This window comes from Solidesulfovibrio sp. (assembly GCF_029978005.1).
GTDB lineage: Bacteria > Desulfobacterota > Desulfovibrionia > Desulfovibrionales > Desulfovibrionaceae > Solidesulfovibrio.
Genome location: NZ_JARKOZ010000044.1, coordinates 108,037 through 124,673, shown reverse-complemented (window position 1 = coordinate 124,673; position 16,637 = coordinate 108,037). Strand labels below are relative to the sequence as shown.

Here is a 16,637-nt window from a genome sequence, read left to right as displayed (position 1 = left end):
TCATGATCCGGGTCTTTGTCCCAGCCCAAATCTTTGCCCTGGCCCTCGGGAACATGCCAAAATGAACGCGGTTAGGATTTTTCGTGACGCCCCGCCGGCTTCGCGTCAGCGCCCGACGCCCGAACCGCTCCGGTTTCCCCTGCATCCGCAGGCAGTCGCGCCAATTCCTCCCACACCGATTCCACCTTCGCGGCGTGGGCGCGAAGCGCATAGCGCTTGCGGACCTTTTCCAGACCGGCCAGGCCGATGCGCTCGCGCATGCCGGCATCGGCGAGCAGGCTGCGGATGGCCCCGGCCAGGGCCCGGGCGTCGCCCGGCGGCACGAGCCACCCGTCCGAACCTGACTCGATGATCTCCGCAGGCCCGCCGGCCAGGCTGGCGACAACCGGACGCCCAAGGGCCATGGCTTCCAGGATCACCCGGCCGAAAGGCTCCGGGCTGGTGGAGGCGTGAACCACCACCTGGCACGCGGCCATGGCCGAGGCCACGTCCTTCTCGTGCCCCGTGAACCAGACCCGGTCCCCGATGCCCAGTTCCAGGGCCTTGTGCCGCAGCCGCGCCAACTCCCGGCCCGAGCCGTCCGGCTCCCCTCCGACGATCAGCGCCCCGGCCGAAATCCCGGGCAAGGCCTGCGCGCAGGCTTCGAGGAAGACGTCATGCCCCTTCCAACCCACCAGACAACCCACCAGCCCGATCAAAGGAAGTTCTCGCGGCAGGCCGTGCCGCAGTCGAAAGCCCGCGGCGTCGACGCCCGCGACAAAGGCCGGGACGTCCAGGCCTTCCGGCGTCAGGACGATTCGCTGCGGCCCCAAGCCCAGCATCCGGATGGTTTGCGCCACATAGCCCGACACGGCCAGCACGCGGGAGACGCTTCCGGCCAGCCAGCTTGCCAGGCGGCTCGGATATTCGCCGCCCCTGGCGTGGATGACGCACGGCCGGCCCGACCGCCGCGCGCCGAGGATCACGGCGTCATTGATGAGAATGCCGTTGTTGCCCTGGATGATGTCGATACGGTGCTTCCGGGCGTACGCCGCGACGTTCCGGGCGAATCTTCGACCCGTGGTGAGCAGATCGACCAAAAAGGCGGCATTGCCGGCCCGTCTTCCCAAAACCGGCCGCAAGGCCGACTCCAGGCCGCAGTTCGGGCCATAGCGCCGCTGCCGCGGCAAAACCCCCACCCGACGCACCGCGCCTGCGGGCTCGATACAGTCCTGCGGGTAGGCCGTAAGCAGATGCACCTCCCACACGGAGGCGTTCAGGCAGGCAAGCAATGTCGCCAGACTGGTCAGGGCGCCGCCGAATCCCGCTCCGGTCTCGACCACCAGGATACGTTTCATCGCGCCGCACACTCCATGAAGAGGTCTCGATGGGCCCTGGCCGCGTCGTCCCAGCGAAAGCGTTTGACGTTCTCCCGCCCGGCCGCGACCAGCGATCGCCCCAGCTCCGGGGAATGCAACACGTCCACAATGCTCCGGGCCAGGGCCCCGGGATCGGCGGCATCGACGAGAAGCGCCCCCTTGCCGACCACCTCGGGCACGGATGCCGCGTCGGAAGCCACTACCGGCGTGTTCAGGGCCATGGCCTCCAGGGGGGGCAGGCCGAAGCCTTCCCAAAGCGAAGGATAGACGAAAACTTCGGCCCCCTGGTACAAGGCATCCCGGTCAGCCGACGCGACAAAGCCCGGCATGCGCAGCCTTGGGGAAAGCCCCAGTTCCCGGCCCAGGGCCGCAAATCGCTCCCGGGCACGCGGCTGCACGCCGGCCACCACGAAATCCATTTCCGCAAGCTGCCGGCCGGCCAGGGCGAAGGCCCGCAGGGCCCCGGCGGTGTTTTTCCAGGGGCTTTGCGCCCCCAACGCCAGGACATACGGCCGTCCCACCAGTCCCTTGGCCCGCAGGTAGGCCCTGGCCTGCTCCTTCGAGGCAAACGGTCGCGCCGGCAGAGTGGCCCCGTTGGCGATCACCCGGACGCGCTCGCAAGCGCAGGCGAAGACCTTCCGGATGCGTGCCTTGGAAAATTCGCTCACGGTGATGATCCGGGCGGCGTACCGGCGCGTCCACCAGGGGCTGAGCCAGCCGTGGTAGAAGCGCTCGATCGGCCCGACGTGGCGCACCCGCTCCTGCAACAAGGTGTCGTGGACGGTCACGGCCTGGGGGAATCCGGCGACGGGCACGGCCTGATTGGCCGGGCACCACAGCAGATCCGGCGCAAGCCGGCGCACGGCCCGGGGGAGCGACCACCACCGCCAGGTGTAGAACCGGTTGCCGCGCGGTTCGGGCAAAACGAGCACGCGCTTTTGCGCCGGGCCGCGCAGACGCCCCTCCGGGATGGGGCCGGGACTGAGCAGCGCGAACTCGTCCCGCGGCTCGGGCCAGGCGGCCAAAAGCTCGCAAAGATAGGAACCGATGCCCCGCAATTCGGGCAGATGCAGCACGGAAGCATCCACGGCTATGCGCATGGCGCCCCCTCGGGGAAAAACCTCTCGAGCACGTCGGCGGCTTGCCGGGCCCGGGCGGCCCAGGTATGGGCCTTGGCCGCCCGGGCCCGGCGTTCGGCCGCCGAAGGCGGTTCGGCCAGGGCCGATTCCACGGCCTCGATGAAGGCCCGCGGGCCGCTGGCCACCCGCACCAACGGCGCCACATCCGGGTGCATGGCCACCGCCGTGGACACGATGGGGCGTCCCGTGGCCAGGTAGTCGTAGATCTTGATGGGATCGAGCACGCCGGTCAGGGCGTCCTCGCGGTGGGGCAAAAGACAGACATCGGCCTGGGCGGCCAATGCCGCCGCCTCCTGATACGGCAACGGGCCGGTCCATAGCACGTTGGCAAGCCCTTGCAGCGGGGCGACCACGGCTTCGCCGCATACCAACGGACCGGCCATGATCACGGCCCACTGGGGCCTGGCCAGGGCGATCGCCCGGAGCAGTTCCACATCCAGGCGTTCGTTGATCTGGGAAAGATAGACCAGGGCCGGCCGGCGGCCCAGCAGGGGGTGGGGGGACAGGCCCGGGTCCCAGGGCCGAAACACCTCCGGATCCGTGGCGTTCGGCAGGTAATGGACTTGCGGGCACCAGGCCTCGGCCCGTTTGACGAGGGCTTTGGACACGGCGAAGACCACATCCGCCCGGCACAGCATTTCCCGCTGCCGGTCTTCAAGGAGCCGCCCGTCCCTGGCGGCCTGCTCCTCAGGCAGGGCCTGGACCCAATCGTCGGTCCAATCGAAGACCACCAGTTCCGCGTCGTCGCCCAGGACGTCCAAGGCGTCGCGCTGGGCCGGATGGTACAGCCACAGCACGTAGCCGTCGGGGAACCCGACCCGGTCGACGAAGCGGCGCAGCTGGGCCAGCCAGGACCGGTGGTTGGCCCGGCCCAGCCCCGGAAAGGTGCGTCGCCCCGGCCAAGGCCACAAGGGAGAGGCCAGATGCAAGCCATGGCCAATATCCACGGGCCTCCCGCGCAGACAGCGGCGGGAGCGCTCCCCTTGCGGCCGCACAAGGCTCCAGGCGTCTTCGAGAATCCCGGTCAGGGGGATGCTCGGCTCCACGTACAGGGTACGCGGCGACCGGCCACTGCGGGCCAGCTCGAAGAGCAGCCGTTGCTTGCGTTTCCAAAGCGTGGACCACGGGTCCCAACTCAAACAGACGATGCCGGGCAGCCGTCCCCCGACGGGGGCCGGTCCCTGGCGCAGACGCCAGCCGCAGCGAACGGACGCGCCGTTTCCCGTGGCCGCCAGGACGCGGGTTTCGCCCCAGGCGGTTTCCAGCGTCCCGGCCTCGGCCAGGGGCTCGCCGCCCCAGAGCCGCAGAACCGTGCCGTCGAGGGTATCCCGCGCATACGTCGGTCCCAGCCGCCACGGGCTGTCGGCCGCCCAGCCGAAATTGTGGGTCCGGATGGTCACGTCCGGCAAATCGCCAGGGTTTGCCGGCAAATCCAGGCTGTCCCTGGCCTCAAGGAAACGCCGCCCCAGCACAAGTTCCCGCTGCCACAGCGCGCCATCCCGCGACAGGCGCAACCTCCAGCGGTTGCGCCCCGGTCCCGGTTCCAAGGTCCCTTGCGCGCCCGTCGGCGCCCGCCAGGGCCCGTCCCCCACCCTCCAGAGCGGCGACCAGCAGTTGGCCTCCTGTCCGCTGTCCCGGGCCAGGATTCCGTACTTCCCCGGCCCCGGCCCCAGAGGATAGCGGAAAAGCGTCCGGCCTTCCCATTGGAGATCGTGCGGGGTGATGCCCGCCTCGGTGGCGTACCCGGCCCCGTCGCGGCCCGCGCCGAAGAGGGCGAACCACCGCTTGCGCCGCACCGCCAGCAGGCCCGAATCCCGGAGCCAGGCGACGCCCGACGGGGGGGGCTCCGCCGGTCCCGGCAGCATCGGCAAGGCCCCGGCGAGGGTCAGCCAGACGGCGGCGAAGGCGTTGTACACGCTCAAATGGTGATAGTCGTACCAGCCTGCCCGACGTTTGACGGGAAGCCGGTTGCACACCAGCGGCCACCATCCTTCCCCTGTCTGGAACCGACGCAACCGTTCCAAGGTCTTCCGGGCCGCGAAGCGGTACTGGGGGGCATGCTGCGGGTCCAGCCCCACCGCGGCCCGAAACAGGTAGACCGCGCAGGCATAGCCGAAGACCTGCCCCTGGCCGCGTCCCAGGGCGTTGCTCTCGCCGTCCGGGCCGGTGATGGCCAGAAGCCAGCGCGCCGACAGGACGACGGCCCGCGACACGCCGGGATGGGTCGGCAACAGGCGGTGCAGCAGACAGGCGACGTAGGCATGGTACTGGCTGGGCAGGCTCTTGCCCCGAACGTCCTCGATGCCTCCGTCAGGCAGTTGCGACGCCAGCACATAGGCCAGCCACTCGCCCGCCGCGAGGCGATCCGAGTCGTCGCCGAACAACCCGAACCGCCTGAAATGGGCCAAGGCCCGCATGGCCACCCAGTTCACCGCCCAGTGGACATTGGTCTTCCAACCGCGCAGGCTCGCAAGCCACGCCTCGCCCAAGGCGCCCGGCGCCTCCCCGCGCAACAGCAAGTATGTCTCCACGGAGGCCAGGTTGTTGAAATCCCAGTGGTAGGACCATGTCCCCGGCGCGTACTCGTCCGGGGAAGTGCGCAGGTGGAAGGCCATGGCGCTCAGGGCCGCCTCGAGCAACTCCCCGTCCGGCCGGGCCTGGTGCTGGAGGGCGCAGCACCAGGCGAAATGCGTGGTGGCGTAGTGCTCCCCGGCCACCCGCCCGTCCAGGGGATCGGCAATGCCGCCCTGGTCATAGCCGTCCTCCCGGACCTGGAGACGGCGCAGCCAATCCAACGCGGAACGCGCCAGTTCGCGGGGATCGGGCGGAGGCGGCGCAGGCATGTTCAGGTTCTCCCGGCCAAGGCCTGGGCGTAGACCGTCTGGTAGTTTCGAAACGTATCCTGCAGGCGGTAGCGCCTGGCGACAAAATCCTGGGCTGCCCGCCCAAGCCTCGCCCGCAACGGCGCATCCCCGAGCAGGGTCATGAGGGTCCGGGCGAGGGCCCGGACATCGCCGGGGGGCACGAGCCTTCCGTTTTCGCCCTCCCAGGCAGGCCGCACGATGCCCGGGACCCGCCCCACCGCCGTGGCCACCACGGCCCGGCCCGCGGCCATGCCTTCCAGCAGGGCAAGGGGCAGCCCCTCGGAAAGGGACGGCAGGACGAGGATGTCCAGGCCGGACATGACCTGGGGGATGTCCGAGCGGCTCCCCAGAAAGCGCACCCGCGCGGCCAACCCCAGAGCCTGGCTTCGGGCGCGAAGCGCCTCCCCCAGCCCCCCTTCGCCGACATATGCCAGCCTGGCCCCGGGAAAGCGCCCGGCCAGGGCGGTGAACGCCTCCAACAACACGTCGGGCCCCTTGATCGCCTCCAGCCGGCCGACCATGCCCACCAGGGCCTCGCCGGGCCCCAGGGCGAGCTCCTCGCGAAAAGCGCGGCCCTGCGCCCGGGCGTAGCGTTCCACGTCCACGCCGTTCTCGATCACCGCGACCTTGCCAGGCGCGACATGGTCCCGCTCGACGCTCGCCCGGGCCAGTTCCGGCGAGACCGCGACCAATCGGCGCACCCCCAGGCAAAGCAGGCGTTTCTCCAGCCGCCTGATCCGGCGCGCCTCGATATAGTGGCGGCTGTGCTCGGTCATGACCACGGGAATGCCCAAGAGCAGCCCCGCGGCCACGGCATAGGACAGGCTGGACAGGTCGTGGGCATGGAGGAGCTGCACGCCAAGGGCCTTCAAACGCCGCAGCAGGCGCAAACAGGCCCGGCTGTCGAAGGCGATCTGCTTCCTTTGAATGAGTTCGACCGGAATTCCATGGCGCGCCAGGGGGGCCGTATTGCCGGAAATGGCGTCGAAACAGACGACATGGCACCGCGCGCCCCGCTCTTGCAGGGCGATGGCGACGTCCTGGGCCAACCGTTCCGCGCCGCCAAACCCCATGTCGAGAATCAAATGCGCCAGGCGAAGCCCGTCGACTTCGGGCAAGACCCCGGCCTCCCCCTCGCGGGAAAGCCGTCGCGGGACGGGGTTGTCGGATGCGGTGGCCATCATGTCTTCGCCGCCCGGTCGCGCAATCCCCCACAGGCCCAGCGCGCTCGTTGATAGGCCAAGGCCAGCCGCCCCTTCCAGTTCAACGGCACGAGCACTCTCCACAACGTCTGCGGAACGCACTGCCATTCGTATTTATGCCGCGTGGCCCCAACCCCGAAATCAAGGATGGGGATACCCTGGGACAGGGCCTCGGCGATGACGTGGAAATTGAGGATATGCCCCGGTCGATACTTTGCATAAGCACAGTGGTATTCGTGGGCGTAAATCAATATTTCACAGTTTGTCTCCATCGTTATGGCGACCGCGGTCAGAACGTCTCCGCAACGATAGAAATGCATTTTCACCATCATGCCGTTTTGCATCAATTTCTCTAAAAAGCGTTCCCTTTTCCCGCTTGTGAAAACGGATACCCCGGCTCTTCCCTGCCAGCTGCGTCGCGCCAGTCCGGCCGCCTTTTCCCAGGTCGCCTCCCAGTTGGCCGCCTGGAGGATCACGGCTTCGTGGCGCGCCGCGTCCTTTCCGAACACCCGCTCCACCCGTCGCATCGCGTAGTGCAGATCCTTGCGCGCCCCTTTGGAAAGGGTGGCGAGAAACGCCTCCTCGTCGGCGGCCAGCGTCCGTTTGAAGCGCTCGATGTCGACGCGCGCCAACCGGGAGGCGCACGAGGGAAACAGACTGTCGGCATAGGCCGCGGGGAAGCGCCGGAAATCGGCGAGGTCGGCCTTGTGCGGAAGATCCTCGGGCCGCAGGGCCGGCATGCCCTCTTCCCCGACGCCGAGCGGCCCGGCCACGGACCGGTGCTCCTGCCCCAGGGCCTCCACCACCACAAGGCCATGCCGCCGCCGCCAGTGCAGCGGCAAAAGCACGCGACCCTGCCGCAGCACCACCGTTTCGCCGGCGTCGGTTTCCGCGCAGGCCCGCAGCCAGGAGGCCGCGTCCGAGACGGCCCCGCCGCTTTGCAGTCCCTCCAGGGCATCAACCGACCAAGGCATGTCTCGCCTCCCGAAGGACGTGAAGCCAGTCGAGGCAGCCGGAACAAACCGCCATGAAGTACGCAGGATCAAAGACCTCGTCCGGGCAGCAAAAGCGCGCGTCCACCCGTCGCAGCAGCAAGGGGTCGCTTCGGGCGTCATTGGGCCCGAATCGGGTGGACACGGCCAGATCGATGCCCGCTTGCGCCAGCATTTCCCTGTAATACGAGGGGATGCGCCCGGCAGGATAGGCGAAGGAGGTCACAGGCCGCCCCGTCTCCTCCTCGATGCGCCGCTTCGACGCCGCCACTTCTTCCAAAGCGCTCCCGGGCTCCATCTCGTCCAAAAGGGGATGGGTGACGCCGTGCGCGGCGAAATCGACCAGGCCCGAGGCGGCCATGGCCCGGACCTGCTCCCAGGACAGCATGGCCGGCCGTCTGTCCGCCCGGACCGGAAGCATCCTCAGGAAGCGCGAGCGTGCGCGCGGATCGAGGCGGCGAAGCGGGCCTCTGATGAACGCCGCGGTGCTGGCCAGGGAAGGAGTCTGCGACACCGCCGAGAGCTCCCGCCAAAACGCCTCTGGCAGTGACGCGCCGGCAAACCTCTCCAGGTCCCGGGGGCCGGCGAAAAAGTCTTCCACGGCATCCCACCAAAAAAAACGATCCGGATGATCGAGAAAACCCGTGGCGAGAAACATGGTCGACGGAAGGCCGAACGCGCGGAGAACGGGAAAACCCGCCTCGAAGAAATCGCCGTATCCGTCGTCGAAGGTGAGCGCCACCACGGGCTTGGCGTATCTGGCCCCGGTTGCGGCCAGGGAGAGGGCCTGGCGCAGAGGAAGGCAATGGCTTCGCCGGGCCAGGGTCTCGGCCATCCGGCGAAAAGTCCCTTCCGCTACCATCAGGGAGGCATTGGCGCTGGTCTTCAACCTGGCCGCGGACACGACCCGGTGAAACATCAACACCACGAACCGGCCCGGCGACAACCGCCGCAGAATCCTGTCGACGCCAAGCCCCTGACAGCTTCTGGCCACAACCCGTTTCATCGCCGCGTTCATTCGCCGCACCTTCCCGACGCCACTGCGGCGAGCCTCGATTTGAGGGCATAGGCCGACGCGGCGTCGGACACGCCGGCAAGCGCGCTGCAGAGGACACGGGCCATCTCCGGCCGGCATTTCCGCGCCAAGGACGCGTAATCGATCAGGTTGAGGCCCTCACGAAGGGCGAAAAGCCGCAAGGAGGGCAAGGGGCCGTCAAGTCCCAGGTACGCCCCGGGCCAGATCAGATCCCGGGCTCCGGCGGCATTTGAATACAACAGAGGGACGGCCGCATCGGGAATGCCTTCGAGTGATTTGTCCCGCCAACAGTCCACCTGCCATTGCGCGAAGCCGTCCAAGCCCAAGGTGGAAAATCGCGCCAGGAACACCGGGAAGCGCACCCAGGGCGTGGGCCGGTCCTTGCTCCGGAATCCCGGCAGTTCGCCGTAGGCCAACAGCCAGTCTCCGCCCGATTCACGGAAAAAACGCACGGCTTCCTTGTCCAGAAAGGCGGGATCGGCCGATACGGACCAATCCCTCGCCCCCTTGACGGCCAGCCGTTGCAGCCACCTGCGAAGAGGACGCCAGTCGGATATATCGATGCGATAGTGCAGGGGGCAGGCCCCGTCGCCGGCCCCGCAGGCCAGGCCGAGAAAGCCCAGGAAGCGGTCGTGACCGGCCAAATCCCGTTGCGTGACCGGCTCGTCCAGCCGCCAGGGCACCTTGGCTCCATGTTCCGGGTTTTCGTTGTGAAATTCCTGAAACCGGGTGGCCCGCCAGTCCTTGATCGCGATATGCCTGGCAACGGCCTGTCGCAACTCGACGTTTCGCGCCGCGAAGCGCGAAGCGTTCATCTTCAGGGGAACGGGCCACTGCGCCTGGAAAGGCAGGAGAAAATGGGAAAGCGGCTGACCGTCCGGAAAGGCCGCGCCGGTAAAAAGACCCGCCAAAGCGGCATCGAAGGCCGTGAAATCCGGGCTCCCGTCCGCCGCCAGGGTCGGGGTCAGAAAGTCCAGGACCGGGTCGCCGGCCTGCCGGTAGGGAACCAGGGTGAAGGTGCAGCGGAAATGCCGGAACAGCCGGTGGATGGACAAGAATGTTTCCCGATCGGCCGGCAGCAACCGCAGGTAGTCGCCGTAGGAATTCATCTCCACGAGGAAGGCTGGGTGCACCGGCAAGGTCAGGGGCAGCACCGTCAGCGCCAACGGCAGGGTCGCACCGCCGCCCTTCCAGGTGACGCGGACCTGGCCGTGCACCCGGTCGCACTCGAGCCCCCGGGGCGCGGACAGCTCGACGACGATAGGGAAGGCCCGAAACGCGGCGGTGGGGGGGCGCTCGACGGGCAGCCGGCTCGGAATATCGAAGGAAGGCTTGTCGTCCCCCATGGGCACGGCCACCTCGGGAACGTTCCAGATATGCCAGGCGCGGTAGGCCGTCCAGGGAACCTGTTCGGACAATTCCACCACGATGCGGATGCCCTCCAGGCGCTCCCCGGCCTCGGGCAACAGCACCAGTTGAAAGGCCCCCGTCTCCCCCCGGGCAAGGCGCAGCGTTATCGCCGACCCGTTCCAGACGGGATTGGCCTGCCGCCACGCCCTGGCCGGGACGTCCATGTCGTGGCCGGTCAGCGGATCGAGCATGGTCAACATGTCCACCGCCGCGACATCGGCGGCCAGGGCCGATCGGCAAAGGATCAGGCAGCACAGCAGGAGGCCCAGGGCCAAGCGGTAGGCCCCTTCGATGCGGGCGGCCACCTGGGGCCAGGTGAAATTGCGTCTGACCTTCTCCCGTCCGGCCTGCCCCATGGCCGCAGCCTTCCGGGGATGGCGCGCCAGCCAGCCGACCTTGTCCGCCAAAGCCCGGGAGTCGCCCCGGGCGATGAGGAACCCGGTCTCGTCATGGTCGATGATGCAGGGCGTGCCGCCCACGTTGGTGCCAACGCACGGCAGGCCGCTGGCCATGCCTTCCAGCAGCACCGTGGAAAAGGCCTCCATGTGCGAAGGCGCCACCACCGCATCGGCAAGCTGGTACAGCTCCGGGATCCTGGCCCGCTCCACCCTGCCCAGGAAAACGACGACATCCGTCACGCCGCTGGCGTCCGCCGTCAGAAAGGCACGTTCCAGGTCGGGGCCGTCGCCGCAAAGCAGCCAACGCGCGAACGGAACGCATGTCCGCAGGGCCGCGGCCGCTTCGAGGACGTCGAAAATCCCCTTATGCTCCTCCATGGATCCGACGAACAGCACCGTGAACCACTGCGCGTCGGCATTCCTGCGCCAGTCCTCTCCGCCGCGCGGGGGGTGGAAAAGCTCCGCGTCCACGGCATTGGGGATGCGCAGGATCCGATCGATGGCGACCCCGGCCGTCAGCGCATGGGTTTCCTCGAGGGCATTGAGGGCGATGACCACGTCGGCGCCCCGCAACAGGTCGAGCCAATACACGCGCCGACGCCACACATTCCAATGCAGCCTTTGCCTCAGGGACGCGGCGGCGTGGGCGGCCGCCAGGAGATGGCACGTGCCATGGGTGGTGATCACGTAGGCCCGCCCCAAGCGCCGGGCGGCGCGGGCGGCGGCGTGGGACACGTCCCAGATCGAGTGGGCGTGGATGACGTCGGGATCAAAGGCCTCCATGAGCCCGATCAATTGGTCCTGAGCCCCGGGATCGGCCCGCAGGACCGTCAACCCCTCGGGAGAATGTCCCTGGCCGTCCTCGTTCCAGGTGGCCACGGCCACATGATGGCCCGACAACGCCTGCTCCCGGGAAAGATGCTCCACATGGCTGGTCACACCCGTGACCCGGGGATAGAAATGCTTGCAAGCATGGAGGATTCTCATGTCCCCTCCTCCACGGCCAAGCGGGCCAGCAACTCCAGGGCGGCCGTGTAGGCGCACACCACGGGCCGGTCCCGAAAATAGATGATGCAGCCTTCGCTCGAGGCGTCCACGGCAAGTCCGGCCAATTCGGGCGGGACATCCGACGGCCGCCGGCAGGCGTCCAGGTAGCAAAGCGCCCTGGCCACCGCCGGCAGGGGCCGTGTGTCCCGCGTTGCCCGGGACCATTCGACCAGGGCCAGGGCCAGGGCGGCGGTCGTTTTGGCGCAGGCCCCGAGTGCGGGCTGTCCCTGGCTGTACAACCAGGATCCGTCGGCCTGCTGCGAGGCGACGATGAAGTCGGCGAGCCGCCGCGCCCCCCGTTCGATCAGGCCCGGGGCCCCGAGACGCAAAGCGCCGGCCAGGCCCATGAGGACCCAGGCCTGGCCGCGCAGAAAAACCTTTGGCACCACCCGCCGGGGATGGCTTTTCCACTCCGGAAAAAGAGGGTCCCCGGATTTGCAGGCGCCGACCGGATCCCACCAGGCCCGGCCGATATGCCCATCGGGGCGGGCCGCCTTCTTGAGGATATACCCGGCCGCGCGAAAGGACGCCTCGGCCGACCAGGATTCCCCGGGAAACAGGGCCAGGCCGCGGCCCAGGATGCCTGAATCGTTTATCTGGCCCAGATACCGCCAGGTCTGGGACTGCTCGAAGTAATAGCCGGAAATCCCGCCCGATGGCGTAAGCCCCGAGGAGGCCGCCAGCAGGAGGGCGTCCCTGGCGGCCAGCGTATAGACGGGCACGCCGGTGTATTTGCCCAGCCGCTTCAGGCCGGAGGCGATGAAGGCGGCATTGAACGGGACAACCCATTGGCTGACCCCATGCGGCGATTCGCGATAGCGCGGGTCCGTCCATTCCGGAAAGCCGCCCAGGCAGTTCGGATGGGTCAGCCGCGTGGCCAGCAATCGATCCCCCACCGCCCGGGCCGCGGCATCGAGGCCCGGGACGATCCTGCGGCTGGCGGCGGCCGACAGGGCTTCCAGCACGATCCCCGTGTCCCAGCGCCAACCGGCCAGCCGCAACGTCTTCTCGGTCAGGTCATAAAAGGACCAGACATCCCCGTTTTCGGCGATCATGGCCAAAAGTCCCCGGGCAAGGCCCGAAAGGACGTCGCCGGCCGGCACGCGCGCGGGAGCGGGGACCGAGGCCGGCCCCAAATCCGCGCCATCCAGGGTTTGCAGACGCCAGGGCCATCCCGGCGCAAGGCCCGCCTTCCCGATGTCCGCCAGCGCTTCCACCACCGGGAAAAGCACGACGTCGCCGGCTCCCCGGCTGACGGACAAAAGGTTTTCGTCGCGGCAAAACGGTTCCGGCCCCAAAAGCAGACGCCTTCCCCGACGCCAGCGCACGTCTGCCGGCCGGCCGTTCACGGTGATCCGTCCCGGCGCGCCGCCGCTTTCGAACAATACCCCGGCCAACCGGGCCGGGTCCGCGCCAAGGGCCGGGAAGACGAGCCGTTTCCGCCCGCAAAGCCCCTTCAGGCGGTCCGTCAAGGACGGTCCCCGCCCGTTTGCCCGATCCCCGGCCTGCGGCAGCACGGCGACGTAGCGCTCCATCATGGACATGCCCTCCTCCCCACCTGCGCGAGTTCATCCCGGCAGCGCATGATTTCCTGCTCCACCACTCTGGCGTTGCCGATCCAGGTGGGGCCGGCGAGAGCGGACTGCCTGGCCGCACGGCCAAGGCGCGCCCGCAGGTCCGGATCGCGGCAAAGCCTCGCCAGGGCATGCCCCCAGGCCCCGGCCACGCCCGGATCCACCAGCAGACCGTTCACGCCGTCGGCGACCGCCTCGCGGCCGCTTCCGGTCCGCCCGGAAACCACGGGCAGGCCGCAGGCCAGATACTCGGCCACCTTCATGGGCGAGAAGTAAAAATCCTTGCGTCCCGGATAGCAGGACACGGCGATATCCACGTCCACGAGCAGGTCCGGAATCCGGTCGTGATCCACCGGGCCGACGAAACGCACCCGCTCGGCGATGCCAAGCGCCCCGGCCAGACGACGACAGGCCGCCTCCAGGGGACCGCCGCCGATGACGACACCCGCCGCCCCGGCGCAAAGGGGCAACGCCTGGGCCAGCACGCGGAGAAACTCCTCGCCGCCCCTGCCCGGGGAAAGCGCCCCGAGCCAGCCGATCAAAATCGTCCGCCCATCCACGCCGAGCAGCCGGCGAAGCCTCCCCTTGGGCCGATCCGGACGAAACGCCTCCAAGTCCACGCCGTTTGGCATCACCCGAACGCGGGCCGGATCGGCCCCAAGGGAAACGGCCTGTTGACCCAGCTTCTCGGAAACGCATACGACCCGGTCGGCCCTGCGCCACAAACGCCCCTCCTCCCTGGCGGACCACCAGCCCAGGGCCCGGGCGGACGCCGCCGGGCCGAACCGCTCGTCGGCCAACGAGGCGTTGACCTCCAGGACATGCGGCACCCTGCCCCCCCCGGCCGCGCGCACCGCCCGCGACGCACCCGCCTGGCACAGGGCGTAGCGCTCGTACACGGCGTCAGGCTGGAAACAAGCCATGATCCGGGATACGGCCCGGCCGAACCGAATGGGGTGAAACAGGCACTCCTGGGCCTGGTCCGCAAGCTGCGGCAACGTCTCGTAGTAGAGGCGCGATTTCCAGGACCCCCCGGAGGCGGGGCGGCGGGAGACGTTCCGGGCCCCTTGGCTGGCCGCATCGGCCGCGGCCGGGCCTGCGGCCGCCGAAGCCGCTACCGTCGAGACAGCGGCTTCCCCTGCCCGGCCCCGGACGCGCTCGATGAGCGCGTGCACGGCTGGCCAGATCCGCTCCTCGGCAACGACTTCCACGGGCATGGACAGCTTCGCGGCTCCGCCGGCGTTGCTGACCACCAGCCGCACCTCGTGCCCCAACCCGGCCAGGGCCTTGGCCAGGCAACGCAGATGCACCGAAGACCCCGCGCTTCCCCCCAGGGGGATGCCCCAATCGGCGCAGCAGACGAGAATCCTCATGTCCGCCCCTCCGCCCGCCAGCCGCCGGCCAGGGCCACAATCCGCCGGGCCTGCCCTTCCAGGGTGAACTCCCGCTCCACCCGTTCCCGTCCGGCCAGGGCCAGACGCGCGGCCAGGTCCCCGTCCCGGAGTATCAGGAGGATTTTCTCGGCCAGGGAGACCGGATCATCGGGCTTCGCCAGCAGGCCGCATCCCTCGTCCAACAACTCCGGGATTCCGCTTAACCGGGTGGAAACCACGGGCCGTCCCAGGGCCATGGCCTCCATGAGGGACACGGGGATGCCGTCTTTGTCCCCATCCGGACCCTGGCGGCAGGCCAGGACGAAGACATGGGCCCGCCGCAGCCTGGCCATGGCTGCTTCGGGTTCCAGGGCGCCGGTGAAGCGCACCGCCCCGGTCAGTTCCAACGCCGCAGCCAATCGGGTGAGTTCCGGGCGCAACGGCCCGTCGCCCACCAATTCCGCCTCGAAAGCGATGCCTTCGCCGCGCAGCAAGGCCAACGCCCCCAACAGCACGTCAAAACCCTTTTTCGGCACCATGCGGCCGATGGACACGAGTCTGGACACCGCGCCCCGGGGCGCGGGACAGACCGGCAAGGCCGCCAGATCCACGCCGCAATGCACCACGTGGACTTTTTCCCGGGGCAGGCCCAGGCGCTCCACCAGCATTTTTTTGTTATAGCGGCTGATGGTGGCGACGAAGGCCGCTTCGGACAGCCTGGAGGCCAGCTTGTCCGGCTCCACGAAAATGTCCGCGGCGTGGACGGTCAGGCTGAAGGGAACTCCGGTCAGCCGGCGCACGTAAGCCAGCATCTCCGCTTGTTCCCAGCCGAAATGGCTGTGGATATGGGTCACCCCATGCCGGGTGAAAAAGGCCGCCAGGGCCGGGGCCTTGATGCGGTCCGTCGCTGAAAGCGGCTGCGGTCCCGGCCGCAGCAGACACCCGAGCGCCCTTCCCGGAGCGTCGGCCAGAAGCCGGAGGTGTTCCAGGGCCAGTTCCGGCAGCCGCCTCTTGTCGACATCGCGCCAGTACAGCAAGGCGTCGCCGGCATCCGGCTTCCATCCGCCGCCCTGGCCCGGCCCGGGGCGGCAAAGGGCCGCCACCACCGGCGCATGCCCGGTCAGCGCCGACACGGCGCGAATCTCCCCGCTCACGAATGTCTGCGAAAGCACCGGAAAGGTGCGCAGCAGATATCCCAGTCGCGGTCGACCGCGCGTGCCCGCGTTCATCGCGCCGCCCTCAAGACGCGCCCCGGATACAGGATGCTGGCCGTGAACGCGTCGAAGGGCCTGCGCTTGGCGCTGCGCCGTATATCCATGGGATCCAGGGAGCCTGGGCGGTTGCATCCCGAATACAGGGAAAAGGCCATGGAGTAGCCCGCTTCCCGGGCCATCCGCTTGGTCTCCTCGCCGAAACTGTCGCGCCGTCCCACGGGATAGGCCAGGGAACGGACCGGCCTCCCCAGCTGCTCCTCCAGGAGGCGTTTGCCCTCAACGAGTTCGCGCCGTTGCTCCTGCGGCGCCAGGGTGGCGAGCACACGATGGCTATGGGTATGCGCGCCGACGGCCATGCCGGCCCCTGTCATTTCCCGCAGGTGCTCCACGGTCATGAGTTCGGCGTCCTGCAGCGCGGCCGGCGGGAAGGCCGTTTCCAGCTTCTCGGCCAAAGAGGCCGTCAGATGCCGGGTCTTCGCCTCGGGCAAGGTCTTGTAGCGTTCCTGGAGGATGTTGATGCAGGCCTGCCTGGCGGATGGCCCGTCGAGGCGGTGGCGCACCCCCTCCAGCTCCAGAACCGGCACGGGGCTGCGCCGGACCAGATAGGCCACGATGTCCCACCAGCCCAATCTCCGATCCAGCAGGGGCCCGGTGGGGATGAAAAAAAAGGCCGGCATCCCCCGCTCCCGCAGCGCGGGAAAAGCCAGGTCGTAGTTGTCCCGGTAGCCGTCGTCGAAGGTGAGCGCCACGGCGCGCCTGGGGAAGGCGCGCCGCCGCGCGAGGCAGTCGAGGAGCTCCTCCTCGGAAAGGATCCGGGCGTTGTCCCTGAGCCAGCGAAGCTGCCGGCGGAAATAGTCGAGGGAGATGCCCCCGTACACCGTCGGATCAAAGGGGGTGTCCGGAGCCCGGGCGTAGAGGCGGTGGTAGTTGACGACCACCAGGGCCGTGCGCAACCGCTCCAGCCTGTCCCAGAAGAGTTCGAGCCTCCAGGCCAGGGCCTCGGTCAGAGATTTTACATCCATCGCCATCC

At 68.7% G+C, this 16,637-nt stretch carries 11 protein-coding genes; all 11 read right to left on the bottom strand.

Annotated elements, in window-relative coordinates; genetic code table 11:
- Positions 1–71 precede the first annotated feature (71 nt).
- The 11 genes from Q1K70_RS04690 to Q1K70_RS04640 all read right to left on the bottom strand — a co-directional run bounded on the left by Q1K70_RS04690 (position 72) and on the right by Q1K70_RS04640 (position 16,629).
- The gene (locus tag Q1K70_RS04690; RefSeq protein ID WP_300156375.1) at positions 72–1,337 is read right to left on the bottom strand and encodes a glycosyltransferase family 4 protein; all 1,266 of its coding nucleotides are present in this window, start codon (positions 1,335–1,337) and stop codon (positions 72–74) included.
- Positions 1,334–2,458 (bottom strand): glycosyltransferase family 1 protein, encoded by a 1,125-nt coding sequence (locus Q1K70_RS04685; RefSeq protein ID WP_300156373.1) that lies wholly within the window; start codon positions 2,456–2,458, stop codon positions 1,334–1,336. The genes Q1K70_RS04690 and Q1K70_RS04685 overlap by 4 nt, the downstream gene beginning before the upstream one ends.
- Positions 2,449–5,340: a glycosyltransferase gene (locus Q1K70_RS04680; protein WP_300156371.1), complete on the bottom strand. Its 2,892-nt coding sequence runs from the start codon at positions 5,338–5,340 to the stop codon at positions 2,449–2,451. Before Q1K70_RS04680 ends, Q1K70_RS04685 begins: the two co-directional genes overlap by 10 nt.
- 2 nt (positions 5,341–5,342) lie before the next feature.
- Entirely contained in the window at positions 5,343–6,545 is a 1,203-nt protein-coding gene (locus tag Q1K70_RS04675; protein WP_300156369.1) for a glycosyltransferase family 4 protein, read from the bottom strand.
- Positions 6,542–7,537 (bottom strand): GNAT family N-acetyltransferase, encoded by a 996-nt coding sequence (locus tag Q1K70_RS04670; protein ID WP_300156367.1) that lies wholly within the window; start codon positions 7,535–7,537, stop codon positions 6,542–6,544. Before Q1K70_RS04670 ends, Q1K70_RS04675 begins: the two co-directional genes overlap by 4 nt.
- Positions 7,521–8,300 (bottom strand): polysaccharide deacetylase family protein, encoded by a 780-nt coding sequence (locus Q1K70_RS04665; RefSeq protein WP_300156365.1) that lies wholly within the window; start codon positions 8,298–8,300, stop codon positions 7,521–7,523. The genes Q1K70_RS04670 and Q1K70_RS04665 overlap by 17 nt, the downstream gene beginning before the upstream one ends.
- A 269-nt stretch (positions 8,301–8,569) precedes the next feature.
- Positions 8,570–11,386, bottom strand: a complete 2,817-nt coding sequence (locus Q1K70_RS04660; RefSeq protein WP_300156363.1) for a glycosyltransferase — start codon at positions 11,384–11,386, stop codon at positions 8,570–8,572.
- The gene (locus tag Q1K70_RS04655; RefSeq protein WP_300156361.1) at positions 11,383–12,990 is read right to left on the bottom strand and encodes a PBS lyase; all 1,608 of its coding nucleotides are present in this window, start codon (positions 12,988–12,990) and stop codon (positions 11,383–11,385) included. Before Q1K70_RS04655 ends, Q1K70_RS04660 begins: the two co-directional genes overlap by 4 nt.
- Positions 12,981–14,393: a glycosyltransferase family 4 protein gene (locus Q1K70_RS04650; protein ID WP_300156359.1), complete on the bottom strand. Its 1,413-nt coding sequence runs from the start codon at positions 14,391–14,393 to the stop codon at positions 12,981–12,983. Before Q1K70_RS04650 ends, Q1K70_RS04655 begins: the two co-directional genes overlap by 10 nt.
- The gene (locus tag Q1K70_RS04645) at positions 14,390–15,622 is read right to left on the bottom strand and encodes a glycosyltransferase (protein WP_300156357.1); all 1,233 of its coding nucleotides are present in this window, start codon (positions 15,620–15,622) and stop codon (positions 14,390–14,392) included. The genes Q1K70_RS04650 and Q1K70_RS04645 overlap by 4 nt, the downstream gene beginning before the upstream one ends.
- A complete protein-coding gene (locus tag Q1K70_RS04640; RefSeq protein ID WP_300156355.1) occupies positions 15,619–16,629 on the bottom strand; it encodes a polysaccharide deacetylase family protein in 1,011 nt (336 codons plus the stop codon). The genes Q1K70_RS04645 and Q1K70_RS04640 overlap by 4 nt, the downstream gene beginning before the upstream one ends.
- Positions 16,630–16,637 lie beyond the last annotated feature (8 nt).

Bases quoted from the DNA above. Each gene is read 5' to 3' on its own strand.
- Q1K70_RS04690 (WP_300156375.1), bottom strand. From the start codon at position 1,337: ATGAAACGTATCCTGGTGGTCGAGACCGGAGCGGGATTCGGCGGCGCC.
- Q1K70_RS04685 (WP_300156373.1), bottom strand. From the start codon at position 2,458: ATGCGCATAGCCGTGGATGCTTCCGTGCTGCATCTGCCCGAATTGCGG.
- Q1K70_RS04680 (WP_300156371.1), bottom strand. From the start codon at position 5,340: ATGCCTGCGCCGCCTCCGCCCGATCCCCGCGAACTGGCGCGTTCCGCG.
- Q1K70_RS04675 (WP_300156369.1), bottom strand. From the start codon at position 6,545: ATGATGGCCACCGCATCCGACAACCCCGTCCCGCGACGGCTTTCCCGC.
- Q1K70_RS04670 (WP_300156367.1), bottom strand. From the start codon at position 7,537: ATGCCTTGGTCGGTTGATGCCCTGGAGGGACTGCAAAGCGGCGGGGCC.
- Q1K70_RS04660 (WP_300156363.1), bottom strand. From the start codon at position 11,386: ATGAGAATCCTCCATGCTTGCAAGCATTTCTATCCCCGGGTCACGGGT.
- Q1K70_RS04655 (WP_300156361.1), bottom strand. From the start codon at position 12,990: ATGTCCATGATGGAGCGCTACGTCGCCGTGCTGCCGCAGGCCGGGGAT.
- Q1K70_RS04650 (WP_300156359.1), bottom strand. From the start codon at position 14,393: ATGAGGATTCTCGTCTGCTGCGCCGATTGGGGCATCCCCCTGGGGGGA.
- Q1K70_RS04645 (WP_300156357.1), bottom strand. From the start codon at position 15,622: ATGAACGCGGGCACGCGCGGTCGACCGCGACTGGGATATCTGCTGCGC.
- Q1K70_RS04640 (WP_300156355.1), bottom strand. From the start codon at position 16,629: ATGGATGTAAAATCTCTGACCGAGGCCCTGGCCTGGAGGCTCGAACTC.